Raw genomic sequence first — 17,955 nt, forward strand, 5'->3', positions numbered from 1 at the left:
GGTTATTGCACTGTTAGCTTAATGGTTTCACTCTCTACATTTCCGCTGGTTGCCATCACTTCAACCTTAGATGGGTTTAAGTTAGCCTGTAGTATCATCAACGCTCTGCCGCTGGAAGTGGTTAACCTATCGTTTTGATACTTTTGTACATTGGCAGGGGCTCCATTGTCTACTCCCAGTAATTTTACATCACCCTTTATATGAAATATCACTTCTCGATCGGTATGCTGTATCGGATTACCTTGTTTGTCTGCTAATTGTACCGTAAAGTGCGCTACATCACGTGCATTTGCCGAAAGTGACGTTTTATCCGATTTAATTAAGAGTTGGTTAAACGCACCGGCTGTTTGGATCGATGCTTCCACCTGGGCCTGTTCCATTGCTCTTGCGGTCAGCTGACCATCCGTATAAGGTACCAACCATTTCAGAATATGATCGTTCTGGTCTTCAAGCTTTTGAATTCCAAGCGATTTTCCATTCAAAAACAGTTCCACCTCAGGTTGATTGGTATATACTTCTACTGCTATATTTTCTCCTTGCTCATAATTCCAATGTTCATTGACCTCTTGCCATCCCCATTTTTGACGTGCAGCCCAATTTTCTTCTTTTTCCATGAGCCGTTCTGCTTTTGGGTCCCATTGGTAAGGTGATTTCTCTAACAATTGTGTGGTAACATATACATGAGGTTCATCTGACCATAGCGCCTTAAACATATGGTAAGAGGGTTTCTTGAATCCTGCGAAGTCCAATAAACCGCTTCCGCTACCTTTCTTCGGCCAACTTTTTGATTCGCCCATATAGTTGATGCCTGTCCACAGAAATATTCCTGAAATGAACTTCTTTTCGATTACGGGTTTCCATTCATGATAGCGGGTCCAGTTTTCCGTTCCAATAAAGGTCATTTCAGGGTAGTTTTGATGCACGTAATCATACACCGCCTGCCGATAACTCAGGCCAACTATGTCCAGTACATTTGAATAGCCAGAGAAATTACCTACTGAGGGGATTACAAGGTTGGCGGTAACCGGACGGGTATCATCCACTTGTTTGACCCAATTGACAAGGCTTTTAGCTGTTTCCGCCAGATTGTATTGGCCTGGTTCAGCATCGCTGAAGTTCTTTTTGATCTTTGCTATGCTTAATGGAGGTTCATCCCAATAGTAGTCTACATTACCTACTTTATTACTACCCCAATAGCCTGTCGAACTTCCATATCTGGGGTATGTCCATTCAATTTCGTTGCCAATGCTCCACATAATAATGGACGGATGGTTACGGTCACGCAATACCATATTTTTCACATCTCGTTCCGACCATTCCGAAAAATGCTCTGTATAGCCGTTGGTCAGCGGGTCTGCTTTTTGTTGATTATAGTTATGATGTTTATCTTTTGGATTGTTCCACTCGTCAAAAGCTTCATCCTGTACTAAAAATCCCATACGATCACAGAGGTCCAGAAACTCTTCAGAAGGCGGATTATGAGCGGTGCGAATGGCGTTGCATCCGCCGTCTTTTAAAGTTTGCAGCCTGCGTTCCCATACACCGATAGGTACTGCACTACCAACCAAACCTCCGTCATGATGCAGGCATACTCCTTGGATAAGTGTGTTTTTTCCGTTTAAGAAAAAACCTTCCTCCTTATCAAAGTGGAAATGCCGTATACCGAATGGGGTTTCCTTTCTATCCACCAATTCCTTGTTAAACAAAATTTCCGAAACTACTTCATACATATTGGGGTTTTCAGTGTCCCAATGTCTTGGGTTACTAATGGTTACTTCTTGCCTTAATTTTTCCAGGCTGCCAGGGGGCAGGTTTATTTCGTTTTGCACATGACCTACCTTCACATTATCGTAATAGATGAAGGTACTTACTGTCACTGTTTTTTTGTTTTTAAGTTGATTTTTAAGGTCTGTTTGTATAGCAATAGTGGCGTTATCGTCGGTTACTTTCGGTGTGGTCACAAATACTCCCCATTGAGGAATATGGATTTTATTCGTTGTGACCAGTTTCACATTTCGATAGATCCCTGAACCGGGGTACCAACGACAGTCAATGTAGGCAGAACGGTCTGCTTTTACTGCAATTTGATTGGAGCTACCGTATTTAAGGTATGGGGTCAGATCATATTTGAAGGGGATATATCCATAAGGCCGTTTTCCTAAATACGTTCCATTGATCCATACTTCAGCATTTGAATAGACACCATCAAATTCGATCCAGGTGATCTTGTTTGCAGCATTTGAGGGCATGGAAAAGGTCTTACGGTACCAGCCGATGCCTCCGGGTAAAAATGCTGTAGCACCCGCTGTATTTTCCTGCGTAAAGGCAGAGGTTACGCTCCAATCGTGAGGTAGCCTTATTTCTTGCCAATCCTTATCCGAAAAATCTGTTTGGTATGCATTTTCCACTGGGCCGTGATGAAATTTCCACCCGAAATTAAAATCCTCTGTTACTCTTAGGTCGGGCTGTGCTTTTGTGTTACAGCCCCATGCTATTAAGCCTATCATTGCGGAAAGCACCAGCTTTCCGAAGTCTATATTATTATGCGTAATCATAGCAAATGGGTCTTTTATGATATTTTCTTCAATTTGAAAGTATGCCATTGAGGAGTATTAGAGGTATATATTTTTTCTCTGATAACCTCTAACTCTTTCCAGAGTTTCTGTTCATTTGGAAGCACTTCAAAATACCGGTTGCAGTTTTTAACATTCCAGTTGTAGTAACTTTTGCCTTTCTGTTTTTCAAGCTGCCAGTCTAAATATGCCCTCTTACCAGCTATGGTATTTGGCCCGTCATAGTTCTGCAGCATTCTGTACTCAATGAAATAGATCGTGCGGATCTCATTTTGCACTTTCTTATATTCAAAGCATAATTCTGAGATATGCTCCGCCTGTTGATATTGAGGAGTAGTGGAATAGGCAGATAAGTTGATACCGGCTTTTAATGCCCGATGAGTAAACGATCCGACTTCCCTGTCGTCTATAAATAGTTTATAGCTTCCTTTAGCAAGCTTTTTAATAGTGAGCTGTTCCTGGTTTAACTCTTGTTGAAAAGGGATAAGATCTGTTTTCTTACGCAGGTCCGGCTTGGTCGGAAGGGGGAGGGCGCCTGAAAGTAAGTTAAATGTCATACCTGTAGCCTGTTTTTCAATTTCTACGGTGCAGTTATCTTCAGCTTCTACTTTTTGACTACGTGCGTTCAATTCCATTTTTGCCCCATTAATCTTCCCAATGCTTGTCTACGATAGCCTGAATGAACGGATAATCTCTGTCCGTTTCATTCAGCTCCATACGTTGTTTTTTCAATTCTGCCTGAAGCTGGCGGATGACTTCTTTGAAATCAGGATCATTATACCTGTTGTGAAGCTCTTCCGGGTCATTCTTCAGGTCATAGAACTCCCATGTATGTGGGGTTTCATTTTCGATCCCTTTATACTCAGTAGCCCAATAGTGCTCTTTGAACTGCTCTTGTGGTAAGTAGTGTTTTCCATAGTAGAAGATCAGTTTGTGATCTTTCGTGCGTATACCAAAATGAGCAGGAACGTAATGATGTATAACGTGCATCCAGTACCGATAATACGTGGCTTCGCGCCAGTTTTCCTCAGGCTTGCCCTTCAATGTATTGATAAAGCTCTTGCCTTGCATATAGTCAGGCGTGTTTCCACCGGCTAATTCGATCATGGTAGGAGCATAATCTGTATTATTGATCAATAGATCACTTACCATGTTTTTATTGATGATGTTAGGGCAATGCATAACGAAAGGCATACGCATGGACTCATCATACATCCATCGTTTATCAATGTAATCATGTTCTCCAAGCATCATCCCCTGGTCTCCGGTGTATATGATCACGGTATTTTCCCAAAGCCCGGCTTCTTTCAGATAATCAAATAACCGGCCCAGATTATCGTCCACACCTTTTACACAGCGCAGGTAATCTTTTAAATACTTTTGATAGGCGAGATGAGTTTGAAGTTTTGGATCATTAATTTCTCCAAAGAATAAATTGGCATAATTACTTTTGCTGTTAGCTTGTTTGTTCCTGGGGGATACGGAGGTGCCGATGTAGCTTAAAAGGCTGTCATTTTTCCCACGTGTGCCTTCTGATCCGAAATACGGTTGGTTGTACATGCTTGCAGGCTCAGGGATCTCAACATCTTTTAAATAATCTTCATAGCGTGGTGCATACTCGAACATATCATGAGGCGCTTTATAATGGTGCATCAGGAAAAACGGTTTTGTTTTATCCAACTTTTTCAGGTAATCAATGGATACATCTGTAATCACATCGGAGGAGTGACCTTTTGATGTCACTACGTTTGTCGGCCATTTGCCCTGACCTTTTTCCCTGAAAGTAGGGTTGAAATATTTCCCCTGACCGGGAAGCACTTTGTAATAATCGAAATGAATGGGCTCGTTGGCCAAATGCCATTTGCCGACCATAGCTGTTGAATATCCTAATTTTTTCAGCTCTTGTGGTAAATACTGCTTGTCTGTATCCAGATGACTGTCCAGGTCCAATACCCCATTAGTCTGAGAGTATTGCCCACTGATGATATTTGCCCTGCTGGGGGTGCATATGGCATTTGTACAGAAAGCATTTTCAAATCGTATGCCATTGGCGGCCAATTTATCAATGTTAGGAGTTGGATTCAACCTTTTTAACCGCCCTCCGTAAGCGCCAATGGCCTGCGATGTGTGATCATCAGACATGATGAAAATGATATTGGGTTGGGTAGTCTGGCCGTTTGCATCGCTCCAGTTATGTTGACAGAGCAGAATGGTCAATCCGATTAGAATTTTTCTTGTCATGGGTTCTATACTCTTGATTTCAGTGGGATTAATTTTTTAAATCTCAAGATCAGGAAATTGCCTCTTACTCGAGCCTCATCATCACAACGATGACGAAGCACGACAGTGGTTATGCCGGAAGTACTGATCATTATCCTTACCTGTCGTGGCACAGACGCTGACAGTCCATCTTTATTGAAGCGAGAAGCATTTGTCTGGTTATTCCATCCGTATCGTGCTTTTGTAGGTTGCTTCACACTTTTTTATGTTAAGACTACTGATAGTTGGTCCTGAGTAGACAGTGCTAAAGTGTTAGTAAATAGGCCTTTGTATGCAAGAGCCAGCGTATTCATGAAATTCTGTTCAGTTTGAGATATCTATTCATAGCAGTGGATGGTCTTATTTTGTCCGTTTCAATATAATGCCGTTGAGCCAGGTGTAAGAATCGTCTTTGTTTGTGTTAAAGGTGACCTTAATAGTATCTTTACCATTACTTTGGAGAATATTTACTACAGAGAGTGGGGCACGCTCCCGGGTGTTTTTGGCATCATAGTGATCCACAATATGATGGTCCGATACGAAAGAAGTACTTTGTAATGTGCTCTTTATTTCCGTTGCTATAGCATATGGAAATTGTTTTTCATGCTCCCTGGTATGGTGAAAGGTTTCCAGAACATACGTTCCTGGTTTAAGCCCGGTGATGGAAAGTTGTAATGGGTTGTTAAATACGTAAGCGCCGTCGGCTCCCATGAAAGACAAATTTCCCATCATAACGGGTTCCCCTTCTGCCCAGGCAATGGTGCTATCGGCAGAAAGAGAGAACGTAATATTGTCACTCGTGGTATACGTAATATTGTCGGCATCCTTTAATGTCCAGGCTTTCCAGTCAAACTCCACGAACTGCTTTTCACTTCCTATATCTATCCGATGTATGGGATGATCATAGATGGCCTTAGCCGCTTTCTCAATTTCATTACTCTTATGAGTAACAGATGATAGTTTAAGTGAGCCGGCTTTTAATTTCGGTGAGGTTGCCTTTATTGTAATAGTCCCGGGATTGACTGTTCCCCGAAGATAGACTGTGGCAACTCCCTCAAGGGGTTCCATTTGTTTGATGTAGTCCTTATGCCCATAAACCAACTGACCTTCTCCGCTGACCTCAAAATGAACTTTATTGGTGGCATCGGTTACTACTTCTCCGGCTTTATCTACTATGTATGCCCTGATCATTTTAATGTCAGAACCACCACTTACCAGTGCTGTTTCAGGATAATCCACTTCCATTTTCAGTGCATACGGTGCACTTTGCTTTGTACGCGTATGTGTGGCAACAACAGTTCCCCTATTAAGTGCTACTGCCTTAAGTTTCTCGCTGGTCCAGGGGTAGTAAAATGTAAAAGATGGATGATCCACATGTCGTTTTTCCTGTAGATTATCTGGTGATTGAATGGCTATCAATTGTTCATTAGCGTAAAGTGCTACTTTAGGAGCATTGCTGAATACACGTATTTTTCCATCTTTTGAAGCTGTTTCGTTCGCTATATGAACAGTAGGGCCAGAAGTCAATTCCGAATGGTACCAATAGTATGAAGGCCTTTTGTGGCGATAGGCAGTTAGAATACCGTAGTCCGTAAGTTTAGCCCTGGGTTTCCATTCCGGTTGTAAGTGATTATAGTCGGCACCTACCCATGCGAGAGCACCTATGTTGTTCTTTCTTTTTTTGTACCTTGAAATATGGTATTGATTGGTTTCTGAATTTGGAGAACACCCATGTTCCATTACCATACAAAAGTCTCCTTCCGGCCAGTCGGTAGAGCGATAATCCATAGTGGCGTATATGTCAGTCAGTCCTGCGTTCAAAATTCCATTCCAGGGACTTGAGGCACTTGCCGTAAGACGGAAAGGGTCTTCTTCTTTTGCAGCATATTGTAATTGTGGTACAGGGCCTCTGTGATTTATACCTGCTCCCCAGATGATGATAGAAGGGTGGTTGCGATGATGTCTGATAGTGACTCTTAAAGCCTGGGTCAGTTTATTCATCCATTCTCCTTCTTCCCATTCTATCCATGTGGCCGGCTCTTCGTACAGCATAATGCCTAACTCATCGCAGGCCTCAATAAATGCGTCATCTTGTGGATAATGGGATAGTCGAATGGTGTTTATCCCGGCTTCTTTGTAACGTAATGCTTCTTCATAGTGAAGAGAGTTAGGGACAGCATCACCGATATGAGGAAAATTTTGGTGACGATTTAAACCAATCATAAAAAAGGGTTCACCATTTAACATGAACCCTTTACCATCAATCAGTTCAAACCACCGGAATCCGAACCTGTTGTCAACAAAATCAACGAGCTTATCACCTTTGTATATGAAAGAGACAGCGCGATATAGATAAGGGTCATCAGGTGACCATAAGTTGAAATTTTCTGTTATCCCAGTGGTTTGGCGGTAGGTGTACTTTTGATTAGCAGGTATCGTATACGTACTTTTCATCGTCTTAAGTACGAACCCATCTGCATCTATTATTTTGGTAGTTACCTGGCATTCTTGCGCTTGGTCAAACTCGTTTACGACAGTGGTCTTTACTGAAACGGTACCGTTTCTTTTTTTTACCGAGGGCGTGGTTATGTGGACACCGGCGTCGAAATCTTCCCAGTTGAAGTTTACATGAAGTTTATGGGTCGTGACCAGATAAACATCCCGGTAAACACCACCAAACTTTAAATAGTCTGTTCTGTGCGGATCAGGAGGAATAGTTGGGTCTTGTGTATTATCCGCTTTTATTACCAGCGTATGTGTTTCTCCCGGCCTTACAAAATCTGTAATATCAAAATGAAACGGAATATAACCACCTATATCCTGTTTGCCTGCAAGCTGACCATTGATCCACAGCTCAGTTTTATTGTGAACACCTTCAAATTCAATGAACGTTTTTTCATCTTCGGCCAGGTCGATGGTGATCTGTTTTCGATACCAACTCACGTCACGCATATAGGTCGGTTGGATCCAATTTTCAGTAACTCCATCTATCAGTAGCGAAATGGGGTCAGGGTTATGAGGGATAGCGACAGTTTCCCACTGGCTATCATCAAAGTCAACGGCAACAGGCTTTATGTTTCCGTTGTCCTTGGCAAATTTCCAGTTCAGGTTTATGTTCTGTTTTTTTCGGTGTGTGTCCGGATAGCCTTCAGGTAACTGAGCTTTGGCATTCAGGAAGCCAAAAAGGACGAGAATGATGCATACAATTCGTTCAGTGTTACGCATTTGACAGGTGCTTCTTTATTTTTTGATTTGAGTTTATACCATTTGTTCTGCCACTTCTTACGAAATGCAATTGCGACTTTAGAGACCAACAACCAGGTTTTGATCTGTATTTGATCAAATCGATCATTTCAAGCGAAAGCTATGCACGTTGAAAAGAAACCCATTCCCACCGTTAAACACGAGGTAGAGCTTGTCCTTTTCTGTGAAAGTACCCGATAGTGAGGCTGAAATGGTTTTCCAGTTTTGGAACCCTCCGGTGGGTACCACTTTCAGTGTGGCCAGCAATGTGCCATTGACTCCATTTTTTCTTACTTCAATAGTCCCTCCATTGGATTGGCAAGCTACTGATAGTTCTATGGAGGTCGGTTTTTTAGTGAAGCGAAGATTATCGAAAATCAAATTATCTCCATTTTCGATATACGCAGCATTCTGGCCTCCGAGTGAACACTTTTCAAACAATACACCATTTTGATCAGAGCAGTTACTTGCTAACATACGTTCAAAAGGGTTGTAGAAGACTTCTTTCTGAAGGGAAACCACATTGATCAAGCCTCCTTTTGACGCCGTATTTAGCGTAGTAACAGGCTTGCCATTCCTGTACATCTTAAGACTTTCCAGGTCTGATATATTAGTGACGCTTAACTTTTTTGCTGCAAATTCTTTCAGGGTATAGACCATACAGTTATCACCATTGGTCATTGCTCTTTTTCCGTCATAGTTGAGCTGTACATCGTATGAGGCCACTATAGCCGATGAATTCTTAGGAATGAATTTTATCCAATCCAGTTTCAGGTCGTTTACTGTACCTTTAAATTTTACTTTAAGGTCCTGCATTCCTTTGGGACTGAATGCTAAGTCAGCTTGCACCGCACGCCATTCCCCTGAACGCATCCGGGGTAGATCGAAGGTGGCCATTAATTTTTCATTCCCGTCATAGATCATCATTTGGCCTCCCGATGAAACAGAGCTTACGTAAGCAAGGACTGATGTGTAGGGTGTTTTGTCATATTCGATCTCCTTAAAAGTGAGCACCGTTTTGGCAGAAATGCCTTTTACGATCCAGTTCACAAACTTATGGCCGCTTCTGGCAACACTACCATTTTCCAGGGTACTGTATCGGTCTATTTGAATTTTATCTTTGGCATATACCTTTCCTATACCACGCTTAGTGGCTTTGATCTCGGGGATTTTGCCGTCCTTGTCAAAAGAGATTTTATCCACACAAACAGAACGCAGGTGCTGATCGCTGGAAATGTCCATGCTATGATAGAACAGATACCATTGGCCATTGTATTCGACGAAAGAGTGGTGGTTGGTCCAACATCCGTCTTTCCATCTTTCTAACACTTTTCCTTGGTATTCAAAGGGGCCTAACGGGCTTTTTCCCGTAGCATAAGCAATTTCTTCTGAACCGCCGGGGGCATGTGGGAAAGTGAAATAATAGATGCCTTTACGCTTGAAAACAAATGGACCTTCTTTGTATTTCTTAGGGAGTTCTTTTATCGCCACAGGTTTACCTTTTACCGATATCATGTCTTCATTGAGTTCTACTCCATATAAGGTCTCACCTCCGCCATAATAGAGATAAGCTTTACCGTCATCGTCAACAAAAACATTTGGATCAATGCCTGTAACCCCTTTCATGTAGTCCTTTTCAGGAACAAAGGGCCCGGCAGGTGAATCTGAAATGGCCACACCAATATTGCGAAATGCACTTCCATCTTTTGGCATCGCCGGGAAGTAGAAGTAATATTTCCCGTTTTTATAATTACAGTCCGGGGCCCACATTCCATAGCTATTGGGTTTGACCCAGGGTACGTTGTTATGACTTATGATCTCGCCATGATCGGTCCATTCGGTAAGATCTTTAGTCGAGTAGACATGGTAGTTGGGCATGCAAAAGCCATTATTACCTTCAATTTGTGTACAAGTAGTGTCACTTGATGGGTAAACATAAAGCCGTCCATTAAAAACGCGCGCCGTAGGGTCTGCAGTGAAGCGGTCGGTGATGATCGGGTTTTGAGCAAAAGTGGTACAGATAAAAGCGCAACAGGAAATAATTGTACTTACCGTTAGGTTGATTTTGCTTGTCATAAAGGTGGTATTAGCCGGTTAAGATGATTTTTCAGAGGTATTATTTCGAGTATAAATATCAGATTGTATAACTTTTCACATAGCGTCAGTTTTACTGGTTTACAGGCATTAAAAAAGAATAAATAGCATAGGTTTCGATTAACTTATCCGGACCCATACGAATTTACGACCCTGTAGCCATGACTCAACATCGTCCATTATTTAAGAATAAGTTTCTTGGAAGAAACTCCATCCATATGCATGAATTGGATGATATAACTGCCTTTAGCCAGATCACCCAGGTCTAGTGAGGTACTGCCCTGACTTAATTCAGAAGTAAGCATTACCTTTCCGGTTAAATTAATAATTTGTATTTCGCCTGGCTTGCTCGTTTTTACTGTCAGTCTTCGATCTGCCGGATTAGGGTACATGATAAAGTTTTGACCTAAATGGCTTTCTATTCCGGTTACTACGTCCACTCTTTCCTGTCCCATAATGGCCGCCCGAAGGACAACAGCGCCTACACCGCCGGATTTTCCATCCGGAAAACTTACTTCAATGTCATTGCTCTCCTTGAGAAAACGGCCTGCAACTTTTATGATTTTGGTGGTGGAGTAGCCGTTGTCAGATTGTGTAATACGGTCAGCAGCGTTTTCCACCGGCACGCTAAGACTGACACCATTTAAAGTAATATTGACATCTTTTGAAGCACCTGAAGGCCTGTTTAATCCTACCCTTACGATCGCATACTTCGCCCTTTTATGGTCAGGTATTTGTACCGTAAACGTTTTGGAACCACTGAATTTCGTGGCAGTTTCCGCAGCGTAATGCGCTATCTCATCTACAATATCATCTTCTTGTATTGTGTTTTGGTACGTAGCAAAAAGAACGATAGACTCCTGTGCACCTATTTGAATGTCATTTACCGATGAAAGGGTAGTTTCTTCAAATACGGGCCTGAAGTCATTTCCTCTGCCAAGTCTCCTGATCTTTAGTTCTTCTATCGAATTTCCTATATCATCAATGTCAATATCTATCGTACCTTCTTCGTTACTCTGGTTATGAAAGAGCATGGTCAATGTATTACCATCTACAAAGGACATATGCTGAATGTCTGTATCGGTGGTAAAAGATTCAACCCTTCTTCCCTTTACTCCATCGAAATACCTGAAGAAATCAATCAATTTGGATTCTGCCCACTTATCACTGTTCTTATCAAAGTTTTCTTTCACCAACAGGCTTGAATAATAGTACGGGTCCCATCGTGAAGATTCCAGGAGAATGAACGGCACCGTTTTCTTGACAATGTGAGGATGGTTCATAAATGTGAGCGTGTTGGCAATAGCGCTGTTTACCATTATGAAATTGTCGATACTTCTTTTTTCCATTTCGTGCTCAAAACCGGAACCGGGAAAGTGTTGGTCTGCCAATGCATTCAACGCATCTTCCCTGTTCTGCGGATCGGTAATATAACCTCCGTGTTCACTTCCTATAAAGCTTAATTCTTTACCAAATTTATTGTAGGTATAGGAAGCCAGCGCATCAAAAACACCATCCAATGGCAGGCCGGAGGAAACACTACCCGTAAAATCCTTGGCGCTCTCATCCCATTTCATATAGTCATACGAGTGAAAGGAGTAGAAATCCAGCTCAAAATTAGTTGCATCAATGAAGTTGGTGATGTTACTCAACTGATCATATTCTTTCCTGTAGAAATAGGAGACAGAATAGCATGGACCGCCTATTTCGGTGGAAATACCCATTTCATCCACTTTTTGTTTAGCCGCAGTATGGAATTCTGCAAAACGCTGATCACCCCAAAATCGCCAGCCGGGCTCGTTCACTAATTCAAAGTAAGAAGGCCTTTGAAAGTCCGTATACTTATATTTTAATAAATGAGCAACAATCTCAGCCGCCGCCTCATTGTTGGTAGGATATTTTTCTTCTTCCCCACCACTTTTGGTATATGTTTCCATGAAGTCAGGATAGGCGGAACGGCGGTCATGTGTTACTAACCCTTGCCGATTTCCGAATATGCCTTTTAAAGCGTCCAACCCATTGTCATTTGGATTCATCTTAGATTTGAAGAACGCTATGTCCATATAGCCTGGCCTTGCAGCATCTTCGCGTAGCCCGTTCCCCCACCTGGTTTCTCCATATACCAGGCCAAGCTGTCTGCCTACAGTCATTTCAAGGTCTTTGAAATAATAGTCAAAACGCGTTTGGTCTTGTATATTCCAATTGATCTCGGAAGAGCTCGCAGCCAGATTAAAGTATTTCTTTCGATCCAATTCAAGCTGACCGTTGATAGATGCGCTGACAGAGGGAGAAACATTCACCTTGATTTGCTGTTGGGCACTTGTGCTATTACCTGAAAAAATCAGGAATACTACAGCAATACCGGCTAAAACACCGACTTTTCTCATAAATATAAGTTTCATACGTGCATACATATCATCAGGGGGTTAATTGTAAAATTCTCAAGGAGTATAACGACATACCCAATCTAACCGGAAGATCACCGAGTTACGACCCAAAATACGTTTGATTTTATGGATAATCACAACCCGTTCATGTTGCCCATTTCAAAATCAAAGTACGTTTAATATGCCTCTCCGGTCTCTCCCCCTGGGAACATTTGTATTCCAGTTTTGTCATTTGACTTTTGATGGGATACATTTTATACTTTTAAACCTCCTGTACAATTAGCTCAATTTTTCCTGGATACTCAATTCAATGGTTTGCTCACCTTGAACAGAATGAATGAATTGGCCCCTTCTTATGGCATATGAACGTTGATTTATGATGGTTTTCCATTCACTGATCCTATCACGGATAAGTGACTGTATTATCTGCTTTTATCGCAGGCACGGATAGGTGGGAAGCGTTATGAAACAGCTCTTAATATGCTTAAATAATATTTTAATGATATGGTGTGCTATTCTATTATAAGCAGTTTTACAACCCAAGTTTGTCCATTCTATCCTTTTCATACCTGCTGTCTTCCGCCGGATACCTGAGCTGCTTTTCAAATCTCCCGGAATCTTTTGCCAAAGCCCAAATCAGGCTTTCACCGGCATGTTTAGTGGCCTGGTCAAATATGGGATCATCAAATGCTTCATGGGCTGACATGATTTTCCACCCTTTGGACCTGAACATTTTAATAAGGTCATCCAGAAACAACGCTGCGGAAAGATTGTGATGTAGCAATAAAGTATGATCTATATGCCTACCTGTTAATGAGAAGGATAAATCTTCATAATATATTGCCCGATCATACAGGTGCTGCAGGTAATAGCTTTTGAATTCATCAATATTTGCATCAGGGTTTTCTTTAAGCCTTTTTCTTAGCCTGCTATCTATGTACCAATCTGATGCATCTATTGTGACATGCCCGTTGCTGTAATGGTAGTGCTTTAAGATCTGACGAATGCTATCCACTTTGGGTGTAGAGCTTCCTTCTTTCAAATAAGGAAACCTGAATAGCTTAACGTAATTGCTATAATTTCTAATCAATGAATCCGTTTTTAGTAACTCTCTCTTGAAATCCGAGACGCTTACGTCCTCACGATTAAAATTGGGGTGAGTGTAAGTATGATTGCCGATTTTATGTCCTCTTTCATTCCAGCTGTTCAATAGATACTTTCCTTTTTCATTCACCAACCCACCTGCTTTAATGAAAAATACTGCCCGGATATCTGCTTTATCCAGTTTGTCAAGCAGCATTTCATTCCACTCTTCGAAAGTGTATCCGGGACGATCGGACGTGCTCCCATCATCGAAAGTGAAACTAATGGAGGGTTGTCCATAGGAGGCAAGTGAAATTATTAGCAGTAACACCAAAAAAATACTTCTCATAATTCAGGTGGTGAAAGGTAATTTCAGACTATGATATGTAAAATATAGATTATTTCCCGGACTTTATCTTTTATTATATTATTATGAAGCCTGATCATTCAGCTATTTTTCAGAGGTGAAATTTTCGAGAAAAATAATTGTTGAATGCTCTGAGTATTGACATGATTATTCGCCATTTTCTTTTCAGCAATTATCAATTGTATTGGATCCATAGACGGATAGAAGGACAACTCCCTTCCTGAGTTTTTAAGCATTTGAATTATCTCAGGTGATAATATTCTCCCCGGGATGTTCTGATTTCATTGCCTTACTACGGATACGTATACCCAAATAATAAATATTACTTGCAACGGAATTCTGAACCATAAATAAGAAAGACCATTTCCGTTTAATTCACCGGTTTGATAGTTTATATGTTCTATGGAAGCTTTAATATTTGCAGGTAATATCAAAATGAAAAACGCAATTAAAACCCAACCTGTAAGTAGTTTATAACTAGGAACTAATAATCCGACCGCAAATAATATTTCGATGACACCTGTGATTAGTACAATTTCTGATTTTAGCGGTAAAAAGTCCGGGACCATTGCAGCCATCCCTTTGGTAAAAGTAAAATGGCCTATTGCGGTAAACAAAAGCATCGAGGACATGGCAATTCTACCTGAGAGTTGGTAGTCAATCCGATGGGTTGCCAATTTGATAATTACAATGGATAGAATAAATGTCCCGATCAAAACAAATAGTGGTTTCATTGGTCAACTTTTTTTCTCAAAAGTGAGGACTCCGCAAGATTATTACAATGAACTCAGGTTAAGAAATTCGCCTGCGAATACGGCTCAATGCTTGTGGAGTAATGCCAATGTAGGAAGAGATATACTTCAAAGGAATTTGTTCAATGAGCTCGGGTCGTTCTTTGAAAAGTTTTAAGTAACGTTCCTCTGCAGATTCATTTAAAAAGGAAAGTTCTCTTTGTGATTTTTTAAGGAATAGATCTTCACTTGCTTTTCTTCCGATCAAATTGCCGACGTGAGTTTCATTATATATGATTTGAAGGTCACTGTATGTTAATCGCCATAGAGTGGTATTCGTAATGGTCTCAACGATATATGTTGAAGGTTGTTGGACCAAAAAAGAGTCGTATGCACTTACAAATGAGTTTTTAAATATAAATGCGAAGGTGAGGTCGTTTTCTTCTTTAGGTATATAAAATCGGATGATCCCTTCTTCAATGAAAGAGAGATGTCTTTCAATTTCTCCTGTATCGAGGAGTTTACATTTTTTAGCGAATTTTTGTTTTGTCAGTTTGGAAGAAAAAACTTGCCAATCACTTTCCGTTAATTCAAAAATTGCTTCAAAATTTTTTCGGATTTGTTCCAATTTTTTGTGTGTATGACGGCTGATAGCCTATGAACCTAAATTAATGGTTTGGCCTTTTAAGGACAAGCTTTATATGTTCATGTCACTAATTTCTATTCATTAATGTTATACACAAGTTTATATAAGTACTACCATGGAGTCCTCATCCCAATTTATATTCTTTCACCCTTACCATTGGTATAGATCCTACTGCCCTTTTTCTAAGTAATTTTCTGCTGCATAAAAATGTCACTTCTAATGATGGACTTTTGTCAAGAAGCTTTATTCACCTCAGGTTTCTTTAAGCATTTCATTTACTTATCTTCTTCTTTTATTTGGTCCCATTTCCAGTCAGGTTTAGTGACATCTGTCTCTACCTTTTCTGCCCGTACCCATGTCCGGAAGAAAGACCGCTTTCCTCCACTTTCTTTTTTCTCCGGTATGCCACCCTCCCTGTCCAGGTTCATGCTCATCCTTCGCTTCAGCGGCCGATCATCGGCGGTCATTTTACCATTATTCTTAACCTTTGGTATCGAAACTTCTCCAAAACTACTATGATCACCAATATGTACTAAATTGTCAATGTCATTATTGCTCAGTACTGTTCTCTCACGTTCTATGGCACGTATCTGGTTTCTATCGTACCTCGTATCCCCATCCTCAATATTTTCAAACACCCCTAGCCAACCCTGTGCGTCAAACCTTTCGTCATGAGGTAAATAGCTTTCGTAGCCCCAAAGATTTGTCCATCGCTTTTTCCATTTGTTATGTCCTTCTTTATACGTATCGTATTTGCTTTCATCCTGTTTCCTTAGATAAGTGTGTATATCACTTCCTTTTACTGTCCTGTGTTCCGTAGTGGGAGATGAGTGGTTGATGGTCTCATCGACGAAGGATACGTAACCATATTCTGGTACTTCTGCATACTCTATTATCCTTGGTTCGTCTATACCTTCCATTACCGATGCTCTGTCATCAAGGAACTCTCCCGGCAAACTCTTGGAAATATGGGCCATATGCTCCTCATTTTCCATGGGGTTAACAACATATTCCGGTCCCACTATCTTCTCCGTATTCAAATAATTAAGGTTTACGAATAATGTATTCCCCAATGTGTCCTTATGAAATACATTATTGATACTTGGTCTGTTCCTGTAGTAATGGACCTCTATCACCACTTTCCACCCAGATTCGGCGATACCGCCAAAATCACTTTTTTGCAAATAGTCCAGTTGTCCTGCTTTTTCCATGGTGGACAATGTGTTGATCACGATCATTTCCTTCAGAGGGCCACCTAATAACTCATAGATCCCGCGCTTGACGGATCCCTTTCCCAGGTTAATGAACTTGCATGCATCTATTAATTCTTCAAAGCTGCCAAAGCTGCGTAATGGAGGTAATATGATGCCGCCCAGACATACCGCTGAATTATAATTTATGTTATTCATCAAAGACATTTCATCTATTTTCATTGTCTTTGTATATATATCCTCGAGTCTGCTCTGTATTCCCTTAGCTAATTCTATATCCTGTTGACCTACTTTTGGTGCAACCATTCCTCGCAGCTCTTTGGTCGATTCTCCGTTTCGCTGGATTACCTTCTTTTGGCTTGTGTCCTTTACACTCGATAATTCTTCTTTTTGCCGTGATCCCTGATCAATCGACCCCTGCTTTGAGGCAATAGCTTTTGTCCCCATTATATCCGCTTCATTCTCTAAAGCAACATCATCATTAATATTCACTTTGCCTTTCATCTGTAGGGTAGGTTCTACTCTACCTTGTTTTTGCTGCACCACGTGCCAGGCTTCATGAGGTAAGTGTTTTTCCTGACCTTTAGCCAAGTGAATATCTGTCCCCTGGGCGTAAGCACGGGCTTGTAATTGAGCGGGCTTATCAGAGTTGTAATGCACCTTTACGTCGTCCATCGAATGGCCGGAGAGGTTTTCAATTCCGGATTTCAAATGATCCGGTAAACCTGTTTTATTTTCTTTTTTTGGAGTGGGTGATTGGGGTAAATCGCTTTCAATTCCGGTCAACGGTTTTTTTTGCACAGTGGTTTCCTGCCTGTTTGCCCTTTCCACTAACTCTGCACCAGCATTGATCCGGACATTTTCCTCTGTTTTTTCAGTAGGTTTTGTGTGATTCTGCTTCCTTTGCACCACATTACCAGCTTCATCAGGCCAGTGTTCTGCCTGGTCAGGAGCAACGTGACTAGCTGTTGCCCATGCAAACGCACGAGCATTAAGTTCGGCGGGTTTGTCCGACGCGCCGGTGTCATTTTCTTTACGTTGAATGGTGTTCTGCCGGGACGCCAATTTCAGGGCCTGAAACTCTGGTTTCCCCGGACCACTATCTGCGGGTTCTGATTGCTTTTGAGCAGCTTCAGAATGACTGCTTTTAGACTGGAAAGAGCCCATTTTATCCTGCGTTTCCCTGGCCTGATGCATTGTAGTGCGACTTTGACTTTCCTGGTTTTTGTCTTCGTGGGTGTGCATTGCGGACTCTTTTCGGGTGGAATTTATTGTAGAGCAGGGTACTGCTTCAATATAAATAATAAAATGAAAAATTAATAGGCTTTAGGATGGTCATTACCATTTGCCTATGAATTTTC

At 41.3% G+C, this 17,955-nt stretch carries 11 protein-coding genes; all 11 read right to left on the minus strand.

Going from position 1 to position 17,955, the window contains the following annotated elements:
• Positions 1-2: 2 nt before the first annotated feature.
• The 11 genes from FNH22_RS15790 to FNH22_RS15840 all read right to left on the minus strand — a co-directional run bounded on the left by FNH22_RS15790 (position 3) and on the right by FNH22_RS15840 (position 17,839).
• Entirely contained in the window at positions 3-2,603 is a 2,601-nt protein-coding gene (locus tag FNH22_RS15790; protein WP_221420284.1) for a glycoside hydrolase family 2 TIM barrel-domain containing protein, read from the minus strand.
• Positions 2,570-3,208, minus strand: coding sequence for a hypothetical protein (locus FNH22_RS15795; RefSeq protein WP_143399379.1), 639 nt, complete (start codon positions 3,206-3,208; stop codon positions 2,570-2,572). Before FNH22_RS15795 ends, FNH22_RS15790 begins: the two co-directional genes overlap by 34 nt.
• 10 nt (positions 3,209-3,218) lie before the next feature.
• Complete coding sequence (locus tag FNH22_RS15800; RefSeq protein ID WP_143399380.1) at positions 3,219-4,814, minus strand: sulfatase; 1,596 nt, start codon at positions 4,812-4,814, stop codon at positions 3,219-3,221.
• Positions 4,815-4,819: 5 nt separating this feature from the next.
• Complete coding sequence (locus FNH22_RS15805) at positions 4,820-5,050, minus strand: hypothetical protein (protein WP_143399381.1); 231 nt, start codon at positions 5,048-5,050, stop codon at positions 4,820-4,822.
• Positions 5,051-5,192: 142 nt separating this feature from the next.
• A complete protein-coding gene (locus FNH22_RS15810; RefSeq protein WP_143399382.1) occupies positions 5,193-8,057 on the minus strand; it encodes a glycoside hydrolase family 2 TIM barrel-domain containing protein in 2,865 nt (954 codons plus the stop codon).
• A 123-nt stretch (positions 8,058-8,180) separates the two neighbouring features.
• Positions 8,181-10,151 carry a family 43 glycosylhydrolase gene (locus tag FNH22_RS15815; RefSeq protein WP_143399383.1) on the minus strand — a complete coding sequence of 657 codons (1,971 nt, stop codon included), beginning with the start codon at positions 10,149-10,151 and terminating at the stop codon, positions 8,181-8,183.
• A gap of 197 nt (positions 10,152-10,348) precedes the next feature.
• Complete coding sequence (locus FNH22_RS15820) at positions 10,349-12,556, minus strand: T9SS type A sorting domain-containing protein (protein ID WP_185154251.1); 2,208 nt, start codon at positions 12,554-12,556, stop codon at positions 10,349-10,351.
• Positions 12,557-13,088: 532 nt separating this feature from the next.
• A complete protein-coding gene (locus FNH22_RS15825; protein ID WP_143399385.1) occupies positions 13,089-13,988 on the minus strand; it encodes a polysaccharide deacetylase family protein in 900 nt (299 codons plus the stop codon).
• Positions 13,989-14,287: 299 nt separating this feature from the next.
• Positions 14,288-14,740, minus strand: a complete 453-nt coding sequence (locus tag FNH22_RS15830) for a hypothetical protein (RefSeq protein WP_143399386.1) — start codon at positions 14,738-14,740, stop codon at positions 14,288-14,290.
• Positions 14,741-14,798: 58 nt separating this feature from the next.
• Complete coding sequence (locus FNH22_RS15835; protein ID WP_143399387.1) at positions 14,799-15,365, minus strand: Crp/Fnr family transcriptional regulator; 567 nt, start codon at positions 15,363-15,365, stop codon at positions 14,799-14,801.
• 293 nt (positions 15,366-15,658) lie between these two features.
• On the minus strand, positions 15,659-17,839 hold the full coding sequence (locus tag FNH22_RS15840; RefSeq protein ID WP_221420285.1) for a DUF4157 domain-containing protein: 2,181 nt from the start codon (positions 17,837-17,839) through the stop codon (positions 15,659-15,661).
• Positions 17,840-17,955: the final 116 nt, after the last annotated feature.

Origin of the sequence: Fulvivirga sp. M361, assembly GCF_007097395.1 — a bacterium.
Lineage (GTDB): Bacteria > Bacteroidota > Bacteroidia > Cytophagales > Cyclobacteriaceae > Fulvivirga.

Coding starts and splice junctions, on each gene's coding strand:
- FNH22_RS15790 (WP_221420284.1), bottom strand. CDS start 2,603: ATGGCATACTTTCAAATTGAAGAAAATATCATAAAAGACCCATTTGCT.
- FNH22_RS15795 (WP_143399379.1), bottom strand. CDS start 3,208: ATGGAATTGAACGCACGTAGTCAAAAAGTAGAAGCTGAAGATAACTGC.
- FNH22_RS15800 (WP_143399380.1), bottom strand. CDS start 4,814: ATGACAAGAAAAATTCTAATCGGATTGACCATTCTGCTCTGTCAACAT.
- FNH22_RS15810 (WP_143399382.1), bottom strand. CDS start 8,057: ATGCGTAACACTGAACGAATTGTATGCATCATTCTCGTCCTTTTTGGC.
- FNH22_RS15815 (WP_143399383.1), bottom strand. CDS start 10,151: ATGACAAGCAAAATCAACCTAACGGTAAGTACAATTATTTCCTGTTGC.
- FNH22_RS15820 (WP_185154251.1), bottom strand. CDS start 12,556: ATGAGAAAAGTCGGTGTTTTAGCCGGTATTGCTGTAGTATTCCTGATT.
- FNH22_RS15825 (WP_143399385.1), bottom strand. CDS start 13,988: ATGAGAAGTATTTTTTTGGTGTTACTGCTAATAATTTCACTTGCCTCC.
- FNH22_RS15830 (WP_143399386.1), bottom strand. CDS start 14,740: ATGAAACCACTATTTGTTTTGATCGGGACATTTATTCTATCCATTGTA.
- FNH22_RS15840 (WP_221420285.1), bottom strand. CDS start 17,839: ATGCACACCCACGAAGACAAAAACCAGGAAAGTCAAAGTCGCACTACA.